14 protein-coding genes and 1 pseudogene are annotated in these 20,080 nt (G+C 38.7%); 4 read left to right on the plus strand and 11 right to left on the minus strand.

Translation table 11 applies throughout. From position 1 onward, the window contains the following. From FJR04_RS01765 to hpsE, 6 genes are all read right to left on the minus strand, one after another. A complete protein-coding gene (locus FJR04_RS01765; protein ID WP_168491257.1) occupies positions 1–1,056 on the minus strand; it encodes an aldo/keto reductase in 1,056 nt (351 codons plus the stop codon). An 88-nt stretch (positions 1,057–1,144) separates the two neighbouring features. After that, a complete protein-coding gene (locus FJR04_RS01770) occupies positions 1,145–2,236 on the minus strand; it encodes a kelch repeat-containing protein (protein ID WP_168491259.1) in 1,092 nt (363 codons plus the stop codon). Between the two features lie 36 nt (positions 2,237–2,272). Then, positions 2,273–2,794: a hypothetical protein gene (locus FJR04_RS01775; protein WP_168491261.1), complete on the minus strand. Its 522-nt coding sequence runs from the start codon at positions 2,792–2,794 to the stop codon at positions 2,273–2,275. A gap of 17 nt (positions 2,795–2,811) precedes the next feature. Further along, complete coding sequence (locus FJR04_RS01780; RefSeq protein WP_168491263.1) at positions 2,812–3,777, minus strand: hypothetical protein; 966 nt, start codon at positions 3,775–3,777, stop codon at positions 2,812–2,814. A gap of 31 nt (positions 3,778–3,808) precedes the next feature. Next, complete coding sequence (locus tag FJR04_RS01785) at positions 3,809–4,762, minus strand: glycosyltransferase (protein WP_168491265.1); 954 nt, start codon at positions 4,760–4,762, stop codon at positions 3,809–3,811. Between the two features lie 9 nt (positions 4,763–4,771). Beyond that, positions 4,772–5,752, minus strand: coding sequence for a hormogonium polysaccharide biosynthesis glycosyltransferase HpsE (gene hpsE, locus FJR04_RS01790; RefSeq protein ID WP_168491267.1), 981 nt, complete (start codon positions 5,750–5,752; stop codon positions 4,772–4,774). Between the two features lie 600 nt (positions 5,753–6,352). On the opposite strand from hpsE, the gene surE reads away from it, so the two are divergent. Continuing rightward, the gene (gene surE / locus FJR04_RS01795) at positions 6,353–7,156 is read left to right on the plus strand and encodes a 5'/3'-nucleotidase SurE (protein WP_168491269.1); all 804 of its coding nucleotides are present in this window, start codon (positions 6,353–6,355) and stop codon (positions 7,154–7,156) included. Between the two features lie 293 nt (positions 7,157–7,449). Then, positions 7,450–8,346 carry an MBL fold metallo-hydrolase gene (locus FJR04_RS01800; RefSeq protein WP_168491271.1) on the plus strand — a complete coding sequence of 299 codons (897 nt, stop codon included), beginning with the start codon at positions 7,450–7,452 and terminating at the stop codon, positions 8,344–8,346. A gap of 234 nt (positions 8,347–8,580) precedes the next feature. Here FJR04_RS01800 and FJR04_RS26005 read toward each other — a convergent pair. Further along, positions 8,581–8,739: pseudogene (locus FJR04_RS26005) on the minus strand (RNA-guided endonuclease TnpB family protein); the annotation flags it as partial. Between the two features lie 360 nt (positions 8,740–9,099). Here FJR04_RS26005 and FJR04_RS01810 point away from each other — a divergent pair. Then, positions 9,100–13,920, plus strand: a complete 4,821-nt coding sequence (locus FJR04_RS01810; RefSeq protein WP_168491273.1) for a PAS domain S-box protein — start codon at positions 9,100–9,102, stop codon at positions 13,918–13,920. 243 nt (positions 13,921–14,163) lie between these two features. Here the strand turns inward: FJR04_RS01810 and FJR04_RS01815 are convergent, their stop codons facing one another. After that, positions 14,164–14,802, minus strand: coding sequence for a peroxiredoxin (locus FJR04_RS01815; RefSeq protein ID WP_168491275.1), 639 nt, complete (start codon positions 14,800–14,802; stop codon positions 14,164–14,166). A gap of 248 nt (positions 14,803–15,050) precedes the next feature. Here FJR04_RS01815 and FJR04_RS01820 point away from each other — a divergent pair, with 248 nt between their 5' ends. Further along, the gene (locus FJR04_RS01820) at positions 15,051–16,202 is read left to right on the plus strand and encodes an acyltransferase (RefSeq protein ID WP_168491277.1); all 1,152 of its coding nucleotides are present in this window, start codon (positions 15,051–15,053) and stop codon (positions 16,200–16,202) included. On the opposite strand, the gene hpsP is transcribed toward FJR04_RS01820, so the two are convergent. From hpsP to hpsL, 3 genes are read right to left on the minus strand one after another with little or no spacing between them, the layout of a single operon-like run. After that, positions 16,195–17,367: a hormogonium polysaccharide biosynthesis glycosyltransferase HpsP gene (gene hpsP / locus FJR04_RS01825; RefSeq protein WP_168491279.1), complete on the minus strand. Its 1,173-nt coding sequence runs from the start codon at positions 17,365–17,367 to the stop codon at positions 16,195–16,197. The two genes, FJR04_RS01820 and hpsP, sit on opposite strands and share 8 nt — an antisense overlap. A gap of 12 nt (positions 17,368–17,379) precedes the next feature. Beyond that, complete coding sequence (hpsN, locus tag FJR04_RS01830) at positions 17,380–18,360, minus strand: hormogonium polysaccharide biosynthesis glycosyltransferase HpsN (RefSeq protein ID WP_168491281.1); 981 nt, start codon at positions 18,358–18,360, stop codon at positions 17,380–17,382. A gap of 34 nt (positions 18,361–18,394) precedes the next feature. Beyond that, a complete protein-coding gene (gene hpsL / locus FJR04_RS01835; protein ID WP_168491282.1) occupies positions 18,395–20,047 on the minus strand; it encodes a hormogonium polysaccharide biosynthesis protein HpsL in 1,653 nt (550 codons plus the stop codon). Positions 20,048–20,080 lie beyond the last annotated feature (33 nt).

A 20,080-nucleotide genomic window follows, 5' to 3' on the forward strand; every position in this document is an offset into this window, starting at 1 on the left:
TTAGACTTTTTCATGTCCTGTAAAATTATCCACATCGGCAAATAATTCTTGCAGCCTCAACAAATATTTATCAGATAATGGAGGCTGCAATAGAGAAGCTACATTAGCAGCAAGATGCTCGATATTTCCCGTACCAAATAACACTACATCAACTCCCGGTTGATGACGACAAAAGCGATAAGCTGCATCTGTAATATTCTTAGCACCACCTTCATCAAACAAAAAATCTAGTGGTTTCTCTACGTTTAAAGTTTCCAGTTCAGCATATCCCATTTGCTGCAATTTTATTATTGCTTTTTTCAAATTTGTCGCACTACTTAATGCTCGTCTAACAGCAAACATTGAAAGCACACCAATATTGTTAGTAGTAGCTTGGGGAAGAACTAACTTTTGTGCAGATTGATTAAGGATATTAAACCCTATCATAATGGTATCCCAACAATCATCCTCAACAGCACGTTGTAGCATTTGATGACTTGGCTCTTTTACGAATGCTTCTGTGATACCGATAAACCGTATTTTACCTGCATCTCGCATCTTAAATAAAACTGGAACAAGTTCTGTTAAAACGTAATCATATTGATTTATTGTTACACCGTGAAAATTATAGATATCTACATGGTCAGTTTGTAATTTTCGGAGGCTTTTTTCAACTTCTTTAACTAATTCCTTGCCAGTAATTAAGCGATCTTGATTAAGCACTTTTTTCTTAGTAGATAAGACTACATCTTCACGCTTAATCTCCTTAATTGCTTTGCCAATAATTTGTTCAGTATTATAATCTTCGGCAGTATCAAATAAATTAATACCAAAGTCAAGTGCTGTACGGATAAGATATGTAGATTCGGCTTGACTTTTGCCTGTACTTTGACCGATTTTGCTATATCCACCACCACCTAAACCCATCACACTTACTCTGAGTCCAGTACGACCCAAGGTTACATATTCCATATTTGTCTGACTGATCTGAGTAATTAACTCATAGCTTTGTTTTGGTGGTTGTTTACCTAAATCACGGATTGATTTTAGGAAACTTTTAATAGACTTTTTAATCATAAGTAAATAGATTTGTAGTTAGTAAAAAACAATTTTACAGATTTCACATTTACTAAAAACCAAATAGTGCTAGGTTATATCTTTTTGATTATTTACTTCTGTTCTTCACAATATCTATCAAACTTTGATTGAGCAAAGTTCTAGATTGCATATTACTATGTCTATTTCTACCACCTCCAGTAACAACTAACCATTTACTAATCACATTAGCCATACAAGCATAAAGATTAGTTGGTAAGGATGCTAGTTCAGTCCAAGTATCTAGTTTGATGTCATAGATAGTAATTTTGGGAATCAAATCTGTATAATACTTAGAACCTTTAACTGAATGCTTCAGTGCCAGAAAAATTTGTAGGGGAAAATCATCAATTAGTTTGTCATTTTCATGGGCAAATATATCTGTTAGCTTTTCACTCAATAAGTGGGGATTTTGATTGTTACGCCCACCGATAATAACGATGTAATTATCTACAACAAAAGTTGATGGCTCAAAATGAGACCTGGGTTCGGGTAAACTAGCTAACTCTAACCAAGTATCTTTTTCCCAATCATAAACATGAACCGAATCAACATCAACTGGATTAGTGTCATGGCGATGTTGACCACCAAGAGCATAGATTCTATCACCAACAGCAATGCTAGAAACATGACCTCGCGGATTTGGCAAAGGTGCTTTTTCTATCCATTCTATTCCCTCTTTCAGTGATAGCGACCAATGTTCTCCACAAGTGGTATCTCGATCTGGTGCAAATCCGCCAAAATAATGAAGTTCATCATTAATAATTTGGAGGCCACCACCTGCACGAGGTTGAGGTAGTGGGATACCCTCTGTCCAAGAATTAGCGATCGCATCATATTGCCAGACCGCATCTGTTGTCGGTCCAGGATGATTACCCACAAATCCACCAGCAAACCACACCCGCGACTCATCAAGAACTGCATTGATATGAGTAATAGGAGTAGGCATTTCACCTAATTTAGTCCATTGGTTTGCTTCGAGATTATAGACAAATACATCTTTGGTCGCTTGCCACCTAAATGTAAAGCCACCAAAAATATAGAGTTGGTTGTTAATGACTGCTGTAGCACTTTCTAAGAGAGGAGTGGGAAGTGGAGCTACAGTTTTCCATAATTTGTGAGGTAGTGTCCAATTTTCTAATGTTTGTGTGATTGATGCCATAATTAATTGTTAAAAGTAATATTTCTGAGAAATTCACTAACCTACAGTTTCAGTAGAGGATGATCCAACTTTGATTTTTTCTGCATATTCTAACATTTTCTCCCTGGCTTTTTCCGTAGCTATTTTTAATCGAGTCTGGTCAATTTTCAACAACCGAATTTGGCGATCAGGATGACGTTGCAACCAATAATAGAGATTTTTTTCTAGTTCAAAAATTGCCCGTTCAATTTGCTCTTCAACTGTTGTTTCTGGTAAAAATAAACGCTCCTTACATTTTGGTTGACATTCTATAAGTTGAATATGACAATGCCATTGTCCATTGATATAGGTATCAAACCTGAGAATTTCATAGCCAAGAGCATGAAATATTACAGACGGTCCTTCTGCTACATTAAGAACTTTCCAATATACCTCTAGACCGACATTCTCATCAATTTGAAAATCTACAACATCCTTTCTAATCTTGTCTTTTTTTGATTTATATAGATGTTGTTTTCTGAGACTGCGGGCATACATATAGGAAAAAACAGAAGTTGCCAAATCACGAATAACAGACATAGTTAATCTCGTTTTAATTAATAAAGGTATGAATATTTAGGAATCAACTTAACTATAGTGGGAAGAGAATCTTGCCAATAAACGCAAGCTTGTTTTTCTGGAGGAAGTTTTGCAGCGATCAGAGATAATTCTTCTCTAGATAAAAGATTTCTAGCAGCCCGAAAAGGTTGATGGGGGCGACGACTTAAATAGCCAAAAGTAACTGCATGGCGAGAATATTTTGTGGGAGGTTTCCCACGATGATAAGAATGAGCCGTATCTACAATAATTACAGTTCCAGCTTTCCCTGTGTAAGTTGTTAACCAATCTTGTTGATGATTAGGTATTAGTTCTTCTATTTCTTGATGATAGAAAAATTTGTATTTATCTTTGACTTTTTTCAATAGTAATAAACTAATTTCAGGGTGCATATACTGAAAAGGTCCGCCATCATCATCTACATCATTAAAGTAAATAATTATTTTAATAACTTTCCTGTCTTCATTGTCTATGTGCCAACGTCTAGTTGCCGTTTCTTTACCATTATTAAGACTTAAATGTGCCATGAAGGTATCATAAGCAATGGGAGCGCCGATGTAATTAGAGACAATACTGATTAATCTATCTTCAAGTCCCCAAGTAAATATTTCTGGATATTTGAGGATCTGTTCTAAATTAGACTCAATGGCAAACTTACTGCTTTTTTTCTCAGATATTTTAGTAATTTCTGTCATTAGCCTATTTACAGCTTCAACAAATTCTTTTGTGCTTGGTATTCCCAGAGATTCCAACGTAGTTATACAGATGCCTTGCTGTTTCAAAGATTCAATAATTATTGCATCATTGGCAGTAACTAATGGTAGCTGGTTATGAAAATTTTCTATATATTTTTTGTATTTAGGATAGAAAAATTTGGACTCTAGGTAACTGTTATTAACTAGAGATTGGGCTAGATTTGGAAGGCTATTTCTCAAAAATTTACGAACTAAATTTGTGTTAATCATGGTTTTTTTAATATAACTAAAGGCTCTAAAATTATGTTTTATTTAATGTAGCATTTAAAATCTTTCTTGCCTGAAGTTTAGTATAAGTAAAAATTATTTTAACCATCAAATTGAAGCGGTAGATTAATTGTGGATAATATTTCAGATATTCTTGATATTCAGGAAGCTGAAGAGCTTCATTTAAACTGGTGTAATTAATAAGTTGAGCCAAGGAATTAGCTAAAAGTTTATCTGAAAAATTTTGAACTTCTGGAAATCTATTTCTGAGATAGTATGCGACTTTAATATATAATTTCGATCTCTCAACCCCAATATTTTTCTTAAACGCATAAAGATTATTCCCATGACTGCGATGAACAGCAAGTTTTTCAGGGGAAAGTATGCCCGGCGATAGATGAATTGCAGCTAACCTTAAAAAGGCATCGCTAGAAATAACAAATTGATCTGGCATTGGTAATATTTGCTTAATATTATCGCGTTTAAAACATAAACCTGTGGTGGCAGGAAACCAATAAGTTAGCAATTGTCCCTTCAATATATTTTCTCGTAGATCAACATATTCAAAGTTTTTGAGACAACGGTTTTCTGGTATTTTTAAAGGAAAACCTTTGATATCTACTTCTGCTAAATCATGAAAAATCCAACCTGCATTGGGGTATTGATGAAATAGATCAACAATTTGACTGAGCTTTTTTACTAAGTAATAATCATCAGCATCAAGAAAGCAAATTATTTGTCCCTTACTAGCTTGAAATCCTGCGTTAAAGGCTGATGCTTGTCCCCCATTTTCTTTCAAAACAGGGATAATTTTTCCTTCATACCTACAAATAACTGCTGACGATTCGTCTGTCGATCCATCATCAACAACTATAATCTCAGTATTAGGATAAGTTTGAGCTAAGGCACTTTCTATTGCTTCTGGCAGAAAGTTTCCGTAATTATAATTATTAATAATTATACTAACTAAGGTCTCTCCTGATTTCATAATTCTGATTTATGGTTTGTTCTCAAAGCGTTTTTTCACAATCCAATTTTTCCAAAAATAAAAAGGACTTAGCAAAGTATATAATATAAGTTCTCTTTCTCCAGCAGCCACTACATCTGTCGCAATTACGTTATGATACCTAAACCAGTGTAACATAAGCTTACGAAAATCATTGACAATATAAACTGGAATCATGAATGGTCTTTGCCAAAGTTCGTGTTTCAACATCCGAGTCCAATAACGACTCAATCCTACTCCACGAAAAAATTTGAGTATATAGTCTCGTTCAAAACGAGTTTTTGGTATCCGATGGTAAATTTCCATTGCGGGATTGTACCAAATTTCCCAACCTGCTTTTTTAATATACGATAATGCTTCTATATCTTCTCCTTTGGCGGCTAGAGAATTTCCAATAGGACCTTGCAACTGTAAGCATTCTGGAACATTTTTATCCCAAGCTGATTTGCGAATTACTAAGCCAGCACCTGGAGGAAATAATCCCAAACGATTAGATAAACCATGATTAAAGCAAATCTGTTGCTCTCGCTCTATGATGGGGAAAAAACCAGCTATCCGTTCAAAATTTTCAGGAGGTTGGACTTCAAAATCTCCATGAATCCGACTTCCATACGCACCTGCTTGAGGGTATGCTTGACCAAAAGTATAGGCTGAAGCTACCCAATCTGGTGCGGGAATATTGTCATCATCTAGAAATCCAATCAGAGGAGCTTTAGCTTCTTTCATAGCTCTTTGTCTTGCAAATGAAGCACCTTGTTTCGATTCAAAGTAATAGTTAATAGGAAAATGCTTTTTCCAGTCTAGCTGGTATTGTTGAATAATCTTTGCTGTGTTATCGGTACTATTATTATCAACTATAACAATTTCCCAGGAAATATTGTCTGTGTTGATCTGCGATCGCAGTTTCTCTAACAACTCAGGTAAGTATTTTTCTCCGTTGTATGTGCGAATAACAACACTGAATTTGATCATAACATAATATGAATTAACTGTGCTATGGAGAAAAAATTTTACATAGAACTATTTAACAATTTTTGTATACAATAACACTGATGTATACTTGTAAAAGTATACTATATAATTAGCAATAAAAAATATTAGTTCTTCAGTATCTCTGATACCAAATATAGATTTATTGATATTCAACACTATTGCCAATTTTCCCAAATTGCCAATTTTCCCAAATAGGTCTGAAACCCAATAAAATCGTGACGATATCAATAGGGTTTCAGGGTTTTGGCAATAAGTAGGTGGGCGTTAAAAATTGTCGTTGGGGCAAGGGAACAGGGAACAGGGAACAGGAAGAGAGTTTTGGGCGATTTTACTTTTCTTCACACATTTTGGTTTTTTCCGCTCAGGTACTTAGTATTGTGTTTTTAATAGCCAATTAATCTTAAATCAATCTATAAATTCATAAGATATACTTGTATAAGGAGATTTTTAATATTTGTGAAAGTAATTTAGCATAGTACATACAGACAACTCTTGATTTTTGCTGATGTGTGACACAAGACACTGACAAGGCAATTAAAACCAATAACTAATGACTAATGACCACTGACTCATAACAGAATGAAATTACTAATCAGTAACGATGATGGTATTTCTGCACTGGGGATTCGGACTTTAGCCAACACCTTAGCAGCAGCGGGTCATGAAGTAACAGTAGTTTGTCCAGATCGAGAGCGATCGGCAACTGGACACGGATTAACTTTACTTCAACCGATTCGCGCTGAAATAGTGGAATCGCTGTTTCATCCTCAAATTAAAGCTTGGGCTTGTGATGGTACGCCTTCAGATTGTGTAAAATTAGCATTATGGGCTTTATTAGATTCTCCACCTGAATTAGTGCTGTCTGGAATTAACCAAGGTGCAAATTTAGGGACAGAAATCCTCTACTCCGGTACTGTTTCGGCAGCAATGGAAGGTTTAATAGAAGGCATTCCCAGTATTGCTTTTAGTTTAACTAGTCATACTCACAAGGACTTTCAAACAGCAGCCAAATTTGCTGAAATCCTCGTTGCCAAAATTGCCGCCCAACCTCTCCCAGATTTAATGTTACTTAACGTCAACATTCCGCCCTTATCCTGGGAAGAAATTGCCGGTGTCACCTTTACCAGACAAGGAATAAGACGCTACGTTGATGTTTTTAATAAACGCACTGACCCCAGAGGTAAAACTTACTACTGGTTAACCGGAGAGGTAATAGAAGATGTAGAACCACCCATAGAGTTAAATTTACCAAACCACATTCCCCTTGATGTTCATGCCATTCAAGAAAAATACATCAGTATTACTCCTTTGCAATATAACCTGACTTATGGTCATGGACTTAATCAGTTATCTACATGGGAATTGAAATTTCCTGAGATTTAAGTAAGTTCTACCAAAGTGGAGAAAATTCTTTTCAGTAACTTTACTGAATCTTTACTAACTATTACTTAAGTAAATGTAGTAAACTAGATAGAATAGGAAGTATCAAAAAAAAAGAGTTATATGATAATTCCTAATGTCTGACTCTGACCTCTATTCAATGCCAAGTAGAGCAGTTTTATAGCCGAAAAATGTTGTTTTCATGAATAAAACTGGTAAAACAGCATACACTTAAACCAATAGAAGTCATTTGTTTTCATTATTCCCCTGCTCAGTCCAGCCAGCCAGCAATACCCATGTCTAGGATAGAGAACCAATTTAACGTACAATTTTGGGGCGTTAGGGGCAGCATCCCCAGTCCAGGTCTAGATACCGTTCGCTATGGAGGGAATACTCCTTGTGTTTCCATGCAAGTAGGCGGTAAACAACTGATTTTTGATGCTGGTACAGGATTACACGTTTTAGGAAAATCCTTATTGTCCCAAATGCCAGTAGAGGGTCATTTATTCTTTACCCATTCTCACTGGGATCATATTCAAGGATTTCCCTTTTTTACCCCTGCTTTTATCAATGGGAATAAATTTAATATTTATGGGGCGATCGCTCCCGATGGTTCAACTATAGAACAGCGGTTGAATGATCAGATGCTGCATCCTAACTTTCCTGTCCCTTTACAGATTATGCAGTCCAACTTGACTTTTCACGACGTTCAAGCCGGACAGCCTATCCATATTGATGACATTATCGTAGAAACGGCTCATTTAAATCATCCAGGTGAAGCAGTAGGATATCGAGTGAACTGGCGAGGTGGTGCGGCTGTTTATATGACCGATACTGAACATTATGCTGATCATTTAGATGAAAATGTATTGTGGTTAGCTCGCAATGCTGATATCCTCATTTATGATTCCACATATACTGATGAAGAGTACAATAACCCCAAATCACCGAAAATTGGCTGGGGACACTCTACTTGGCAAGAAGCTATCAAAGTTGCTAAAGCTGCCAATGTTAAAACCCTAGTAATTTACCATCATGATCCAGCCCACAATGATGAGTTTTTAGATCGGATTGGGGAAGAAGCTCATGTTTGTTTTGCGGGTGCAATTATGGCTAAAGAAGGATTAGTTCTACCAGTAACTATTAATGAAGCTACATCAGAATCTTTTCCTACCAGCAAGTATTCGACTTGAGAATTGCTTAATTAGAGGGACTGCTGAAAAAGTTTTTTTGGTGACAGGTTGGCTTCAGAGGGAACTCTTGACGGGCAACAGGGAACAGAAAAACTCATGTTTGAGTTAAACATGAGATTGAAATAATGACACTGTTTTTTTCGCTGCTCGTCATCTTTTAAAAACATCTTTTTTTTGACTGAGCTTGAAACTCACCAACTAAAGTTTCTTACCTGTTACCTGTTACCTTTTTTGTAAAAAATCATTATCCACGAATGATGCTTTTGAAGTATAATATTCTTCGGTTTCAACAAACCTAATTCCGTATTGTTTACACAATTGAGCAATACGGTTTTTGATTTGTGCTGTAGGGATGAGAACAAATTTTTGATTAGTTTTAGAGCCAATATTTATGGCTCTTCGGCACTTGGTATGCTAAATTATTTTGTCAAATTCCAAAACCCTTGCCATATAAGGATTTTATGTTAATTTATTGGTGAATTTGACATAAATTTGGCATCAAAAACAATGAAACCCTTTATTTATATGGGTTCTGGGGTAAATAAACTCATATTTGGCATAACAACTACCGAAGAACCATATTTATATAGTCTTTTTACCCCGCATTCCATCCAAATATAATAGCTGCAATCTTGTTTTCAAAACAATGATTTATAAATATTCAAGCCGATTTGTTTAAATCCTAGTGATGATTAGAAATTGATAAGATGCTGGAAACGCCTGGATGCCAAGAAAAAACTGTACCAAACCAATATGAATATCTATATTGATAACCAAAATAACAATACTCTCTCAGTTCACTTTAATTGGGATTACTTAATTGCGATCATCGCTCTCAAGATCCGTCAATCCTTAGACCTGGTAACAATTTTACAAACCACTGTGGACGAAGTGCATCAGCTTCTTCAGTGCGATCGCGTTCTGCTCTACCAGTTTGAACCAGATTGGAGCGGTCAAGTGGTGGTAGAAGCTATTTCCGACCCCCAGTGGTCATTAGTGGATCTGGTGGTACATGATACCTGCTTTGAATCCTGCTGGCTGGAAACCTATCAAGAGAAACAGATACGCGCGATCGCCGACGTTGCAGCCGCCAACCTCACCTCCTGCCATGCTGAATTTCTGGCTAAATTTCAGGTAAAAGCCAACCTGGTTGTTCCAGTGCTGCGCGAATCTCAGCTTTGGGGGTTGCTGATTGCCCATAACTGCACAGCACCTCGTCAGTGGCAGATAGAAGAGATGGAAGGCTTGGAGCAGATTGCTGTCCATCTGGGTATCGCCATTCACCAAGCATATTTGATTGAACAATTACAGACAGAAAAGGCCAAATTGGTTGCTCTGATGGCAATGCGAACAGAGCAACTTGAACAAACCAATCTTGATTTTCTGGCAGAGGTAAGAGAGCGTCACCAGCTTGAGGGAGTAGTCAGCGAGGGCGAAAAGTTTTTGCGTCAAGTGCTGAACAGTATCTTTGCTTTTGTGGGGGTATTGAACCCAAATGGGGTTTTGATCGAGGCTAACCAAGCTCCCCTGGATGTCGCTGGACTTACCCGTGAGGATGTCATTAACAAGCCCTTTGCCGATGCCTACTGGTGGAGCTACTCACCGGATGCACAGGCACAAATTCGAGAGGCGATCGCCCAAGCCCAGCAAGGAAACTCCGTGCGGTTTGATATTCCCATACAGGTGCGGGGAGGCGATCGCATCATCATTGACTTTTCCCTCAATCCCCTGCACGATGCCACCGGGCAGATCACTCATCTCATTCCCTCCGGTATTGACATCACCGAACGCAAACAAGCAGAAATTGCCCTGCGCCAAAGCCAAGATGAACGGTTTCAACTGGCAGCGATCGTGGAATCGTCTCAGGAGGCGATTATCAGCAAAACCCTTGATGGCAGGATCACCAGTTGGAATCAGGCAGCAGAACGATTATTTGGCTATACTGCCTCCGAAGCCATTGGTCAGCAAATTACGATGCTGATCCCACCAGAGCGCCAGTCTGAAGCCGCATTGATTTTGCAGCGCATCTTCCGAGGGGAGCGAGTTGATACCTATGAAACCCAACGGCAACACAAGGATGGCAGCTTAGTGGATGTAGCGTTGAGCATTTCCCCGATTCGGGATGAAAACGGTGTGGTAATTGGCGCATCGAAAATTGCCAGGGATATTCGCCAACATAAACGCCTGGAAGCCGAACGGGATCAAGCCGAACTGAAGCTGCGCCAGAGTAACGCCCAACTCGAAGATTTTTTCGACAGTGCCAGCGACCTAATCCAGAGCGTCTCTTTGCAGGATGGGCGGTTTCTCTATGTTAACCACGCCTGGCTCACTACTCTAGGCTACGAACGAGATGAACTTGCCGCCTTGACTGTATTTAACCTGATTGCCCCTGACTGCCTCCCGGATTGTCAAAGGATATTTCAGGAATTGCAATCGGGAGCAGTTGACCATGTTGAGCGATTGGCAATTGCCTTTGTCAGTAAAACAGGGCAGAAGATTCTCCTCGAAGGTAGTATCAATGTCCGCTATGAAGCAGGGATACCTATTGCCACCCGCGCCATCTTGCGGGATGTGACAGCCCAACGTCAGGTGGAAAAAACTCTCCAAGAGCAAGCAACGATTCTCCGCATCTTCTATGAGTCGTCCCCCTTGATTCTGGGAGTGGTGGAATTGTCAGACAATGACATTCTCCATACACACCATAATCCAGCCAACCTCCAGTTTTTTGGGGTTTCGCCCGCAGCCCTCGACTATAAATGGGCTAGTGAAATTGGAGTTCCACCAGAACATATTCAACGTTGGTTATTTCACTACCATAAAAGCCAGGAGATGCAACAGCCGATTCAATTTGAATATGAACATCAAACCGAGGATCAGACTTACTGGTTGTCAACAGTAGTTCAATTTATTGGCATTGCTGACAGTGGGCGATCGCAATTTTCCTATACGGTGCAAGATATTAGTGAACGCAAACAACTGGAAATTGAACATCAGCGTGCCGAAGCAATGCAGCGCCAGGCGGAACAAGTCAGTTATGAACTCAAACTTCTAGAGAAAATCTTAGAAATCATCTTTGCAGGCTATTGGGATTGGGATATTTATGGCAATCAAGAATACCTCAGTTCCGGCTTTAAACGGATGTTTGGCTATGATGATCACGAACTCCCAAATTTACCAAATAGCTGGCAAAAACTGATTTTTCCAGAGGATTTAAGCAGGGCATTAGCCTGTTTTGAGCAACATATTCAAAGTCATGGGGAGATTCCCTTTTATAACGAAGTCAGATATCTTCACAAAGATGGCTCAACAGTTTGGGTAATGAGTTCGGGGCAGGTGATTTCCTGGGATGAGGACGACAAACCCCTCCGGATGATTGGCTGTCATATAAACATTACTGCTCGCAAACTAGCGGAAAATAACCTCCGCCACATTAACCTGATATTGGAAAACGCTGTAGAAGGTATTGCTCGCTTAGATACTACTGGGAGATATATCAGTGTCAACCGCGCCTATGCTGAGATTTGTGGCTATGGTCCCGATGAATTAATCGGTCAGATATGGACGGTGACAGTTTATGGAGAGGATTTGCCAGGACTGGAATCGGCTTATAAAACCATGCTGGAAACGGGCAAAGTCGAGGCTGAAGCCAGAGGCATACGTCAGGATGGTTCTGTGTTTTACAAGCAGGTGATCATGATTACTGATTATGATGAGCAGGGAAAATTCATCGGACATTACTGTTTTCTCAAAGATATCAGCGATCGCAAATACGGACAACAGCAACTAGCCGCCAGCGAAGCCCGCTATCGTAACATCATTGAAACCACCCTAGAAGGGGTGTGGATGCTAGATGCAGAGGGCAAGACTACCTTTGTCAATCAGAGGATGGCAGATATGTTGGACTACACTGCGGATCAGATGGCAGGTACTACGCTGATGGACTTCATTGCTCTGGCTGATCGCCCCCAAGCCCAAATCTATCTAGAACGGCGACAGCAGGGCATTGAGGAACAGCATCCTTTCAAGTTTCAGCGCCAGGATGCAACTCCTCTGTGGGCGATTGTCTCAGCTACACCGATGTTAGATGATCAAAGCAACTTCATGGGCATAACTGGCTTACTCACTGACATTACGGAACTTGTCACTGTTCAAGAGGCTCTCAAATCTTCCCAGATCCAACTCACCAGTGTTTTAAATAGTTCTTTGGATGGGATTATGGCGTTTCGGGCGGTACGCGATCACCAGGGGATGATTATTGACTTTGAATGGTTGTTAAGTAATCCCGCCGCCTGTCAACTGGTGGGGCGCTCATCGGAACAACTGATTGGTAAACATTTACTGGTGGAAATGCCTGGAAACCTCAAAGAAGGACTATTTGATGAGTATGTCAATGTGGTGGAATCAGAGAAACCTTATAAGCGAGAATTCTACTACAACCATGATGGTATTGAGTCTTGGTTTGAAAATATTGCGGTCAAATTGGAAGATGGTTTTGCTGTTACCTTCCGGGATATAACGGCAATGAGACAATCGGAACAGGCAATTCAGCAAGTGAATCAACAACTGCAAGAACGGGTTGCCGATCTTGACCAACGCCATGCAGAAATGTTGATTTTGAGCGAAATCAGCGATTTTCTACAAGCCTGTCTGACGGTGACAGAAGCCTGTGCAACCCTCAGCAGTTTGGTAGAACCCCTTTTTCCTGGCTGTTCCGGGGGAGTGTTCATTACCAATCCGTCTCGAAACCGTGTGGAAGTTATCTCATCTTGGGGCGATTCCCTACAATCTGCACCGGACTTTCACCCCCAGGATTGCTGGGCTTTGCGGCGGGGTAGGTTGCATACTTGTAACCACGATCAATTGGGGCTACGCTGTCAGCATATCCCGGCAGGTCGGGAGATCGCCACCACTCTCTGCATCCCGATGATTGCCCAGGGTGAGACTTTGGGTTTGTTTTATCTGAGTACCAATCACCCTAATGCCCTTCCTGAAGCTAAACGGCAAATTGCTCGCACTGTTGCAGAACAGGTGGCACTGGCGATCGCTAACTTAAATCTGCGCGAAACCTTACAATATCAAAGCATCCGTGACCCTCTCACTGGTTTATTTAACCGCCGGTATTTAGAAGAAGTTTTGACTCAAGAAATTGCCCGTGGCCAACGTAAGCAACACCCAATCGGTGTGGTGATGATTGATGTGGATCACTTTAAGCGATTTAATGATACCTACGGTCATGATGTGGGGGACTATGTGCTGCAAACCATTGGCATACTACTCAAAGAAAGCGTGCGTGGGTCAGATATTGCCTGTCGCTATGGAGGAGAAGAAATGACCCTAATTCTGCCGGAGTCTTCCCTAGAGGAAACAAATATTAAGGCTGAAGAGATTCGAGAGGCGATCGCTACACTGATTCTTGCATACAATGGACAGCACTTGGGCAACCTCACTATCTCACTCGGCATTGCAGGCTTCCCGAAACACGGCGCAACAGGCACAGCCCTTCTACAAGCTGCTGATGCTGCTCTTTACCGTGCTAAGTCTGCTGGACGCAACCAAGTCGTAGTTGCACCATAAAACAATAATCCCCGCCTTATAGATGCGGGGAGTATCAATTGACATAAATCCCCGTCCTAAAGTCCGAGGATTGTTTAACGCTTCATTGGGTTGTGCTATTTCGATTTAGTCTTACCATCCCTTGACGTTCATTTATACTAATGACCTATGGCAACTAGATATAGTTTACCATCGAGCCGTCCTAGAAAGCTTGTCTTGAGCTTGTCGAAGGAATGAGGCTTATACCCCATATTTTTGGTCAATTTACTTGTTAGGTTGAGGTGTCATCCGCAAATAAGGTTTAATTTCTTGATAACCTTTGGGGAATTTGGCTTTGAGGACTTCAGGATCTTTCAAAGATGGAACAATGACAACATCTTCACCATCTTTCCAGTCGGCTGGAGTAGCAACACTATAATTATCAGTTAATTGCAGAGAATCAATGACTCGCAAAATTTCATCAAAATTGCGTCCGGTGCTGGGAGGATAGGTGAAAGAAAGACGCAGTTTTTTATTGTTGTCAATAACAAAGACGGAACGCACTGTCACTGTAGCCGCAGCGTTGGGGTGAATCATATCATAAAGTTCGGAAACTTTACGATCTGGATCTGCCAAAATTGGGTAATTGAGAGTGGTGCTTTGGGTTTCTTCAATATCGCCCACCCAGCCCTTGTGAGATTCTACATCATCAACGCTCAGAGCGATCGCCTTAACGTTGCGTTTGTCAAATTCTGGTTTTAGTTTTGCAACAGTTCCTAGTTCGGTTGTGCAAACTGGTGTAAAGTCAGCAGGGTGAGAGAATAGCACTACCCAGCTATCACCAGCCCATGTGTAAAAGTCAATTTCCCCATGGGTAGAGGCTTGAGTAAAGTTAGGTACTGTATCACCAAGACGAAGAGTCATGCAAGATTCCCTGTATTCTAAAAAGACATCTATATTCTACTGTGACATGATCACACAGAAGGAAGATTATGGCATTGGGCTGTCGCTGTTGGCAACAAGATTTTAACTATTCTCACAGAATTTATCGAGAAGTAACTATAGAGCAGATAGGAATTCCTATAATATCCTCTCTATGGAGTGTGATAGAATTACTGAGATAAGCTATTACGCAGCTGTACTCAATAATTCACCGGAGAAGTACATAAGATATGAAAAATATGAATAGGATGCTAGAAGTTGATGCAATTCGGGGAATAGCTGCTCTGGGTATTGTTTTATTTCATTATGCTAGTTCCTATAAATGGGCTGATAGTCATTTTTATAATAATTTTACTTATCTCGAACAATGTGTGCAAATTTTCTTTATTATTAGTGGATTTGTAATTTTAATTAGTATTAAACGTATTAATAGAAGTCTGGATTTTATTGTGGGGCGATTTTCGCGGTTATATCCAGTATATCTTATTTCCGTGATCACGACTGTTTTAATCACCAATATTTTGAGAATGGCTGAACCAAGAACTGAAAAAATATATGATATTCTTTGTAATTTTTTCCTCTTGCAAGATTTCATTGGTGGTAAGTCGGTAAATATTGTTTATTGGACTTTAACTCTAGAAATATGTTTTTATATCATTATGTTAATAATATATAAACTCAAAGCAGTTAAGTATATAGATTTTATTTGTGGCTGCTGGATAGTCATTATTTTAATAGATGTTGCCAAAGGCAATTTAGCAGGAAATGCGAATCATATATTAAATTATTCTCTGGAACATTATCAAATAAATAGTTTTAATTTTATATATCCTAGTTTAATTAGTACATTTAACTTTCCTCCTCTTTCCTTGAGTGCTATCAACATTATCGGCTTTTTCAAGGATTTCATCAAAATAAATTTTATCCTTATGCAAGGTCGAGCAGTTTTTTTTATCGCGGGAATTATGCTATATCAAATTAAAATCATGGGATTTTCTGGGTATAGATTTTTGATCATAGGATTATGTATTGTAGCTAAAGCTTTTGATTATGCTGGGGATGCACATTTGTATGTTTTTATTCTATTTACAATCTTTATGATAATTATTTACTTAGCAATTGCTGATAAGTTAAAGATTTTAGCCATCAAACCATTTATTTTTTTAGGAAGTATATCTTATAGTTTATATCTAATTCATATCCAAGTTGGTTGGTTATTAAAATCTAGCTTTGATGTTTTACCCTCAGAAATTGCTGTTATCCTCAAAGCAGCAATAGCAGTTGTAATTGCCAGTATATTAACATTTACTGTGGAAATGCCAGCGATGAAATTGATAAAAATATACTACAAAAAAACATTAGAGGACAAGCCAGCTAATTAGACGTGATAATTTGTTGATATGCTTGAATCATTTGCAGGGCGATCGCATCCCAGCTAAAATTTTCTAGAGCGTATCTTTGGGCATTTAATCCCCGCTGTTGAAGTTCTTCAGGATTTGCCAAAGCTGTTTTTAATAAATTTACAATTGAATTTACATCAGTAGTTCCCACCCAACCAGATTCACTATCTAACACTTGCTGATATATATGCACTTGGTCAGAAATAACCACTGGTGTTCCTGCTACCATTGCTTCAGCGACAGCAATCCCAAAATTTTCGTAATAAGAAGGTAACACAAATAAATCCGCAGCTTGCAATAAACTTCTTTTTGCTTCTCCCGTCACAAACCCTGTAATTGTTGTCTGGGATTTTAAAGGTGAATTAGCAATTTGTGATTTAATTTTATCCTCATAACTGGGATCTTGGGGATTTGTCCCTGCTAAAACAAAATGAAAATCAAAACCTGCTATTAATAATTTCTCTAATGCCGGAATTAATAATTCTAACCCTTTTTTAGGATCAATACGCGACATAAATAAAATCAAAGGTTTATCATTGGGAATATTCCATTGATTGACTAAGCTACTCCCATTTGATTGGGGAGGAATCACACCCAAAGGAATCACTAAATCTTTAGTTTTGACACCAAATCGAGCAGAGATTTTGGACTCTTGAACACTAGTAAAATGAATTGCGGCTGCACCAGCTAAATTACCACGTTCTATCAGTTGAACATAAAGCTGTTTTAATTGTTTTTTCTTTTGTAAATCAGCCGGATCTAGAGTTCCTAAAGGGCGTAAAATATACGGTAGTTTATGTTGACGACAGACTATCGCAGCCGCACTACTAACAGGAGAAAATAAAGCATGAATATGGGCAATATCAAACTCCTTAGCATGATTTTTTAACCATTTCAATAAATCTAAAGAAAACTTATATCTGCGAAATGGGGAACACCGAAAATAAATTAGTTCATAACCATCTTGTTTGATTGGTTGATTTAAAGGAACATCTAAAGGTTTTTGTCCAGAATCACCATTACTATCTGTCGTCAGAATAGTAACTTCTACACCTGCTTTTACCAATGCAGGGGCTAATCCTAATACCATTTGACTAGGACCACCATAAATCAGAGAAATAGAAGGAACAATATGTAAGATTTTCATTTTTTGTCAGTTTCAAGAATATTGATCTAACTTGCTATAAATTTGTCCATTGTTCCAGATTGATTGAATGATAGTCGCTAAAGCTTTCAAAAAACCTAAAAAGTAGAAAAAACTGCGAGATAAAACTTTAATAGGAGAACCGCTTTTATTACAAGGTGGATTTCCGAGAACATGGCAATCAAATATCCGAAAACAAAACCGTACAATTTGAGAAAAAGTCAAGTTTTTCAAACATAATAAAAAATGATTATGGTAGAAATTTAGCTGATACTCAAGAGATTGGGTACTAATATTATGACAACCGCCGCTTTCTTCACCTAAATGCACCAAATAAGCCTCTGGATCATACCAAATTTTATATCCTGTCTTTCTAAATTGCAAACAAAAATCTGATTCTTCTCGAATTGCATTCCCGCGAAATCTTTCATCAAACCTCAAATTGTATTTAGTAAATACTTCTTGTCGAAAAGACATATTACAGCCTCTAGCAGTTAAAACTTGCTGAGGTTTAATAGTATGAACTAAATCAAGATGATATAAAAAAAGTGCAGGATCAATTGCTGCTGGTGGTAAATATTCAATTTCTAGTTTCCCCCCAGATGTAGCTAGTTTTTCTCTATCTAAAACCCGTCCAGCTACAGCCCCAATTTCTGGATTTTCCAGATAATTATTGACATGACTGGTTAAAAATTCTGGACGTAACTGCACATCATCATCAATAAACAATATGATCTCACCTGCTGATCTTTTGATCGCATAATTTCGCGCTCCTGGTAAACTTGCCCAATCTAAATTAAATAACTTAATTTTACCTGTGGCAGCCATTTCTTTTAGAAAAGTTTGCGTTTCTGGTTCGTGGGTTTTAGTTTGATCTACCACCAAAATTTCAAAGTTGGGATAATCTTGTTTTAAGACATCTATAATACTATCACAAAGGAGTTGTTCTCTTTTGTAGGTGGGGATGATGACTGAAACCAAAGGATAATTAAGCATATTTTTAGTATTTATTTCTTTGATAATAACTTAACTACTTTCTTATTTTCATTCGCTTTTTTTCTTCAGGTGCTTGAGAGTTAATATCTTCTGTTTCTTGTCGGTCAAGTTCTGGTAATTTAAATATTAGTCCTGCAAAAAACCAATAATAAACAGCCACGGGATCAACATCTAAAGGATAATAGTAAGTATTGTAGCTGATAAATAGGACAAAAGTTGCCATAGAAGCCCCATAAATGCGGAATACACGGTTTTTAAGTCCTCTATATGTCTTAAAGGCACTGACTGTTAAGGCAGTAACTAAAGCTAGAAATACCAATACACCAACAATGCCAACTTCATACAAGACTTTGGGGTAATAAGTTTCTACGAGTTTAGTCTCACCTAAGACACGAGCGGAATTAGTAGCTCTACCTAAACCAGAACCGATAGGGGTATCTACATTTTTCCAATTCTCTTCAAATTGAGCCACAATAAATGCTTGCGGTGGTGAAGCTTCCCAGCGAGTGGTAAAACTATCCAACCTTTCTTGAACAACGACGGGATTAGTGGCCATGGCTATGCCTAAAATTAAAGCCAGTCCACCACCCAAGGGAATAAACCGTTTAAGATTACCAATTTGACCGGTTAATAATAGTAGCAATATGAAGCAAACTGGGACTAGGGCTAAGGCAATTCTCTGTCCAGAAATAACTGCATTGACAAAAACTAATGCTAAAGAACCTAAACTGATCAATCTCCAGAGAACAGAGGGATCACTAAAACCAGTTGCAAAGGTGAAAAAAGTGCTAGAAATTAAAAACCATGCCCATTGCCAAGGGGCGACAAAAGTGCCTGGAAGACGAATTACTCCTTGTTGAGGACTATATACTAGCGCCCCGCCAAAATAACATCGAGCTTCTAGGGTGGCTTTAAATAAGGCTGCTCCCTCTAATTCTGTTGTTCCTTTACATACGCCAGTTATTAATAATATGTATTGAATAAATCCTAGCACGCAACAGACTAGTATCAGGACAATCTGAAGCCGGGTTAACAGCAGAAAATCCCGTTTATTGCGAATTAAATAATATGCACAAGTAATTAGGGGTATGTAACCCATAAATACTTTTAACCCTAAAATTCCCAGTCCTATGGGCATTTCCGTCGGTGGTTTTGCACCCAACAGTGGTGTAATATCGGGTGGAGCGAATTGCTGTCCACCGTTGATAAAAACTAATGTTAATAAACAGCAAATCCAGAGAATGAGCAGGGGGGTTTTAATGGCTTTAGGAATTACAAAGGGTTTATTCTGTTTTTTATAAGTTTGCCATATAGAAATTAGAGCAGGAACATAAAAAGCATCCTTGGCTAATTGCATTATGGGACTATTCCCCAACATATAGATTATTGTGCCGGCAAAGGGTAGGTAAATGATAAAGGCATATAGAGCAGGACGGGGGTATTTGTAGGAAAGAGTGAGAACGATGATTCCTAAAGCAGCGGGAACGGCTAATTTCACTCCGCTTACGAAAAAAATTATCATTCCTAAAAATAAAGCGCATCCTACAGTCGTACTCAAGATGCTGATAAATTCTTTGCGGGCTTTTGCGGCTTGACGTTTTTGGGCTAATTGTTCTTTAAGGCTAAGAGTAGGAGTCTCTACTTGCGACTGTTTTTTCGATTTGGGGGATTTTTTCAGTTTTGCCATGTTACAGTCTCCTGACTCCTACCTCCTGCGTTT

Source organism: Anabaena sp. UHCC 0204, assembly GCF_009711975.1.
Classification (GTDB): domain Bacteria; phylum Cyanobacteriota; class Cyanobacteriia; order Cyanobacteriales; family Nostocaceae; genus Dolichospermum.

Excerpts from the sequence above, each read along its gene's own strand:
- surE (WP_168491269.1), top strand. The coding sequence starts at position 6,353 with ATGAAATTACTAATCAGTAACGATGATGGTATTTCTGCACTGGGGATT.
- FJR04_RS01780 (WP_168491263.1), bottom strand. The coding sequence starts at position 3,777 with ATGATTAACACAAATTTAGTTCGTAAATTTTTGAGAAATAGCCTTCCA.
- hpsN (WP_168491281.1), bottom strand. The coding sequence starts at position 18,360 with ATGCTTAATTATCCTTTGGTTTCAGTCATCATCCCCACCTACAAAAGA.
- hpsE (WP_168491267.1), bottom strand. The coding sequence starts at position 5,752 with ATGATCAAATTCAGTGTTGTTATTCGCACATACAACGGAGAAAAATAC.
- FJR04_RS01770 (WP_168491259.1), bottom strand. The coding sequence starts at position 2,236 with ATGGCATCAATCACACAAACATTAGAAAATTGGACACTACCTCACAAA.
- FJR04_RS01800 (WP_168491271.1), top strand. The coding sequence starts at position 7,450 with ATGTCTAGGATAGAGAACCAATTTAACGTACAATTTTGGGGCGTTAGG.
- FJR04_RS01820 (WP_168491277.1), top strand. The coding sequence starts at position 15,051 with ATGAAAAATATGAATAGGATGCTAGAAGTTGATGCAATTCGGGGAATA.
- hpsP (WP_168491279.1), bottom strand. The coding sequence starts at position 17,367 with ATGAAAATCTTACATATTGTTCCTTCTATTTCTCTGATTTATGGTGGT.
- FJR04_RS01775 (WP_168491261.1), bottom strand. The coding sequence starts at position 2,794 with ATGTCTGTTATTCGTGATTTGGCAACTTCTGTTTTTTCCTATATGTAT.
- FJR04_RS01810 (WP_168491273.1), top strand. The coding sequence starts at position 9,100 with ATGAATATCTATATTGATAACCAAAATAACAATACTCTCTCAGTTCAC.
- FJR04_RS01815 (WP_168491275.1), bottom strand. The coding sequence starts at position 14,802 with ATGACTCTTCGTCTTGGTGATACAGTACCTAACTTTACTCAAGCCTCT.
- hpsL (WP_168491282.1), bottom strand. The coding sequence starts at position 20,047 with ATGGCAAAACTGAAAAAATCCCCCAAATCGAAAAAACAGTCGCAAGTA.
- FJR04_RS01765 (WP_168491257.1), bottom strand. The coding sequence starts at position 1,056 with ATGATTAAAAAGTCTATTAAAAGTTTCCTAAAATCAATCCGTGATTTA.
- FJR04_RS01785 (WP_168491265.1), bottom strand. The coding sequence starts at position 4,762 with ATGAAATCAGGAGAGACCTTAGTTAGTATAATTATTAATAATTATAAT.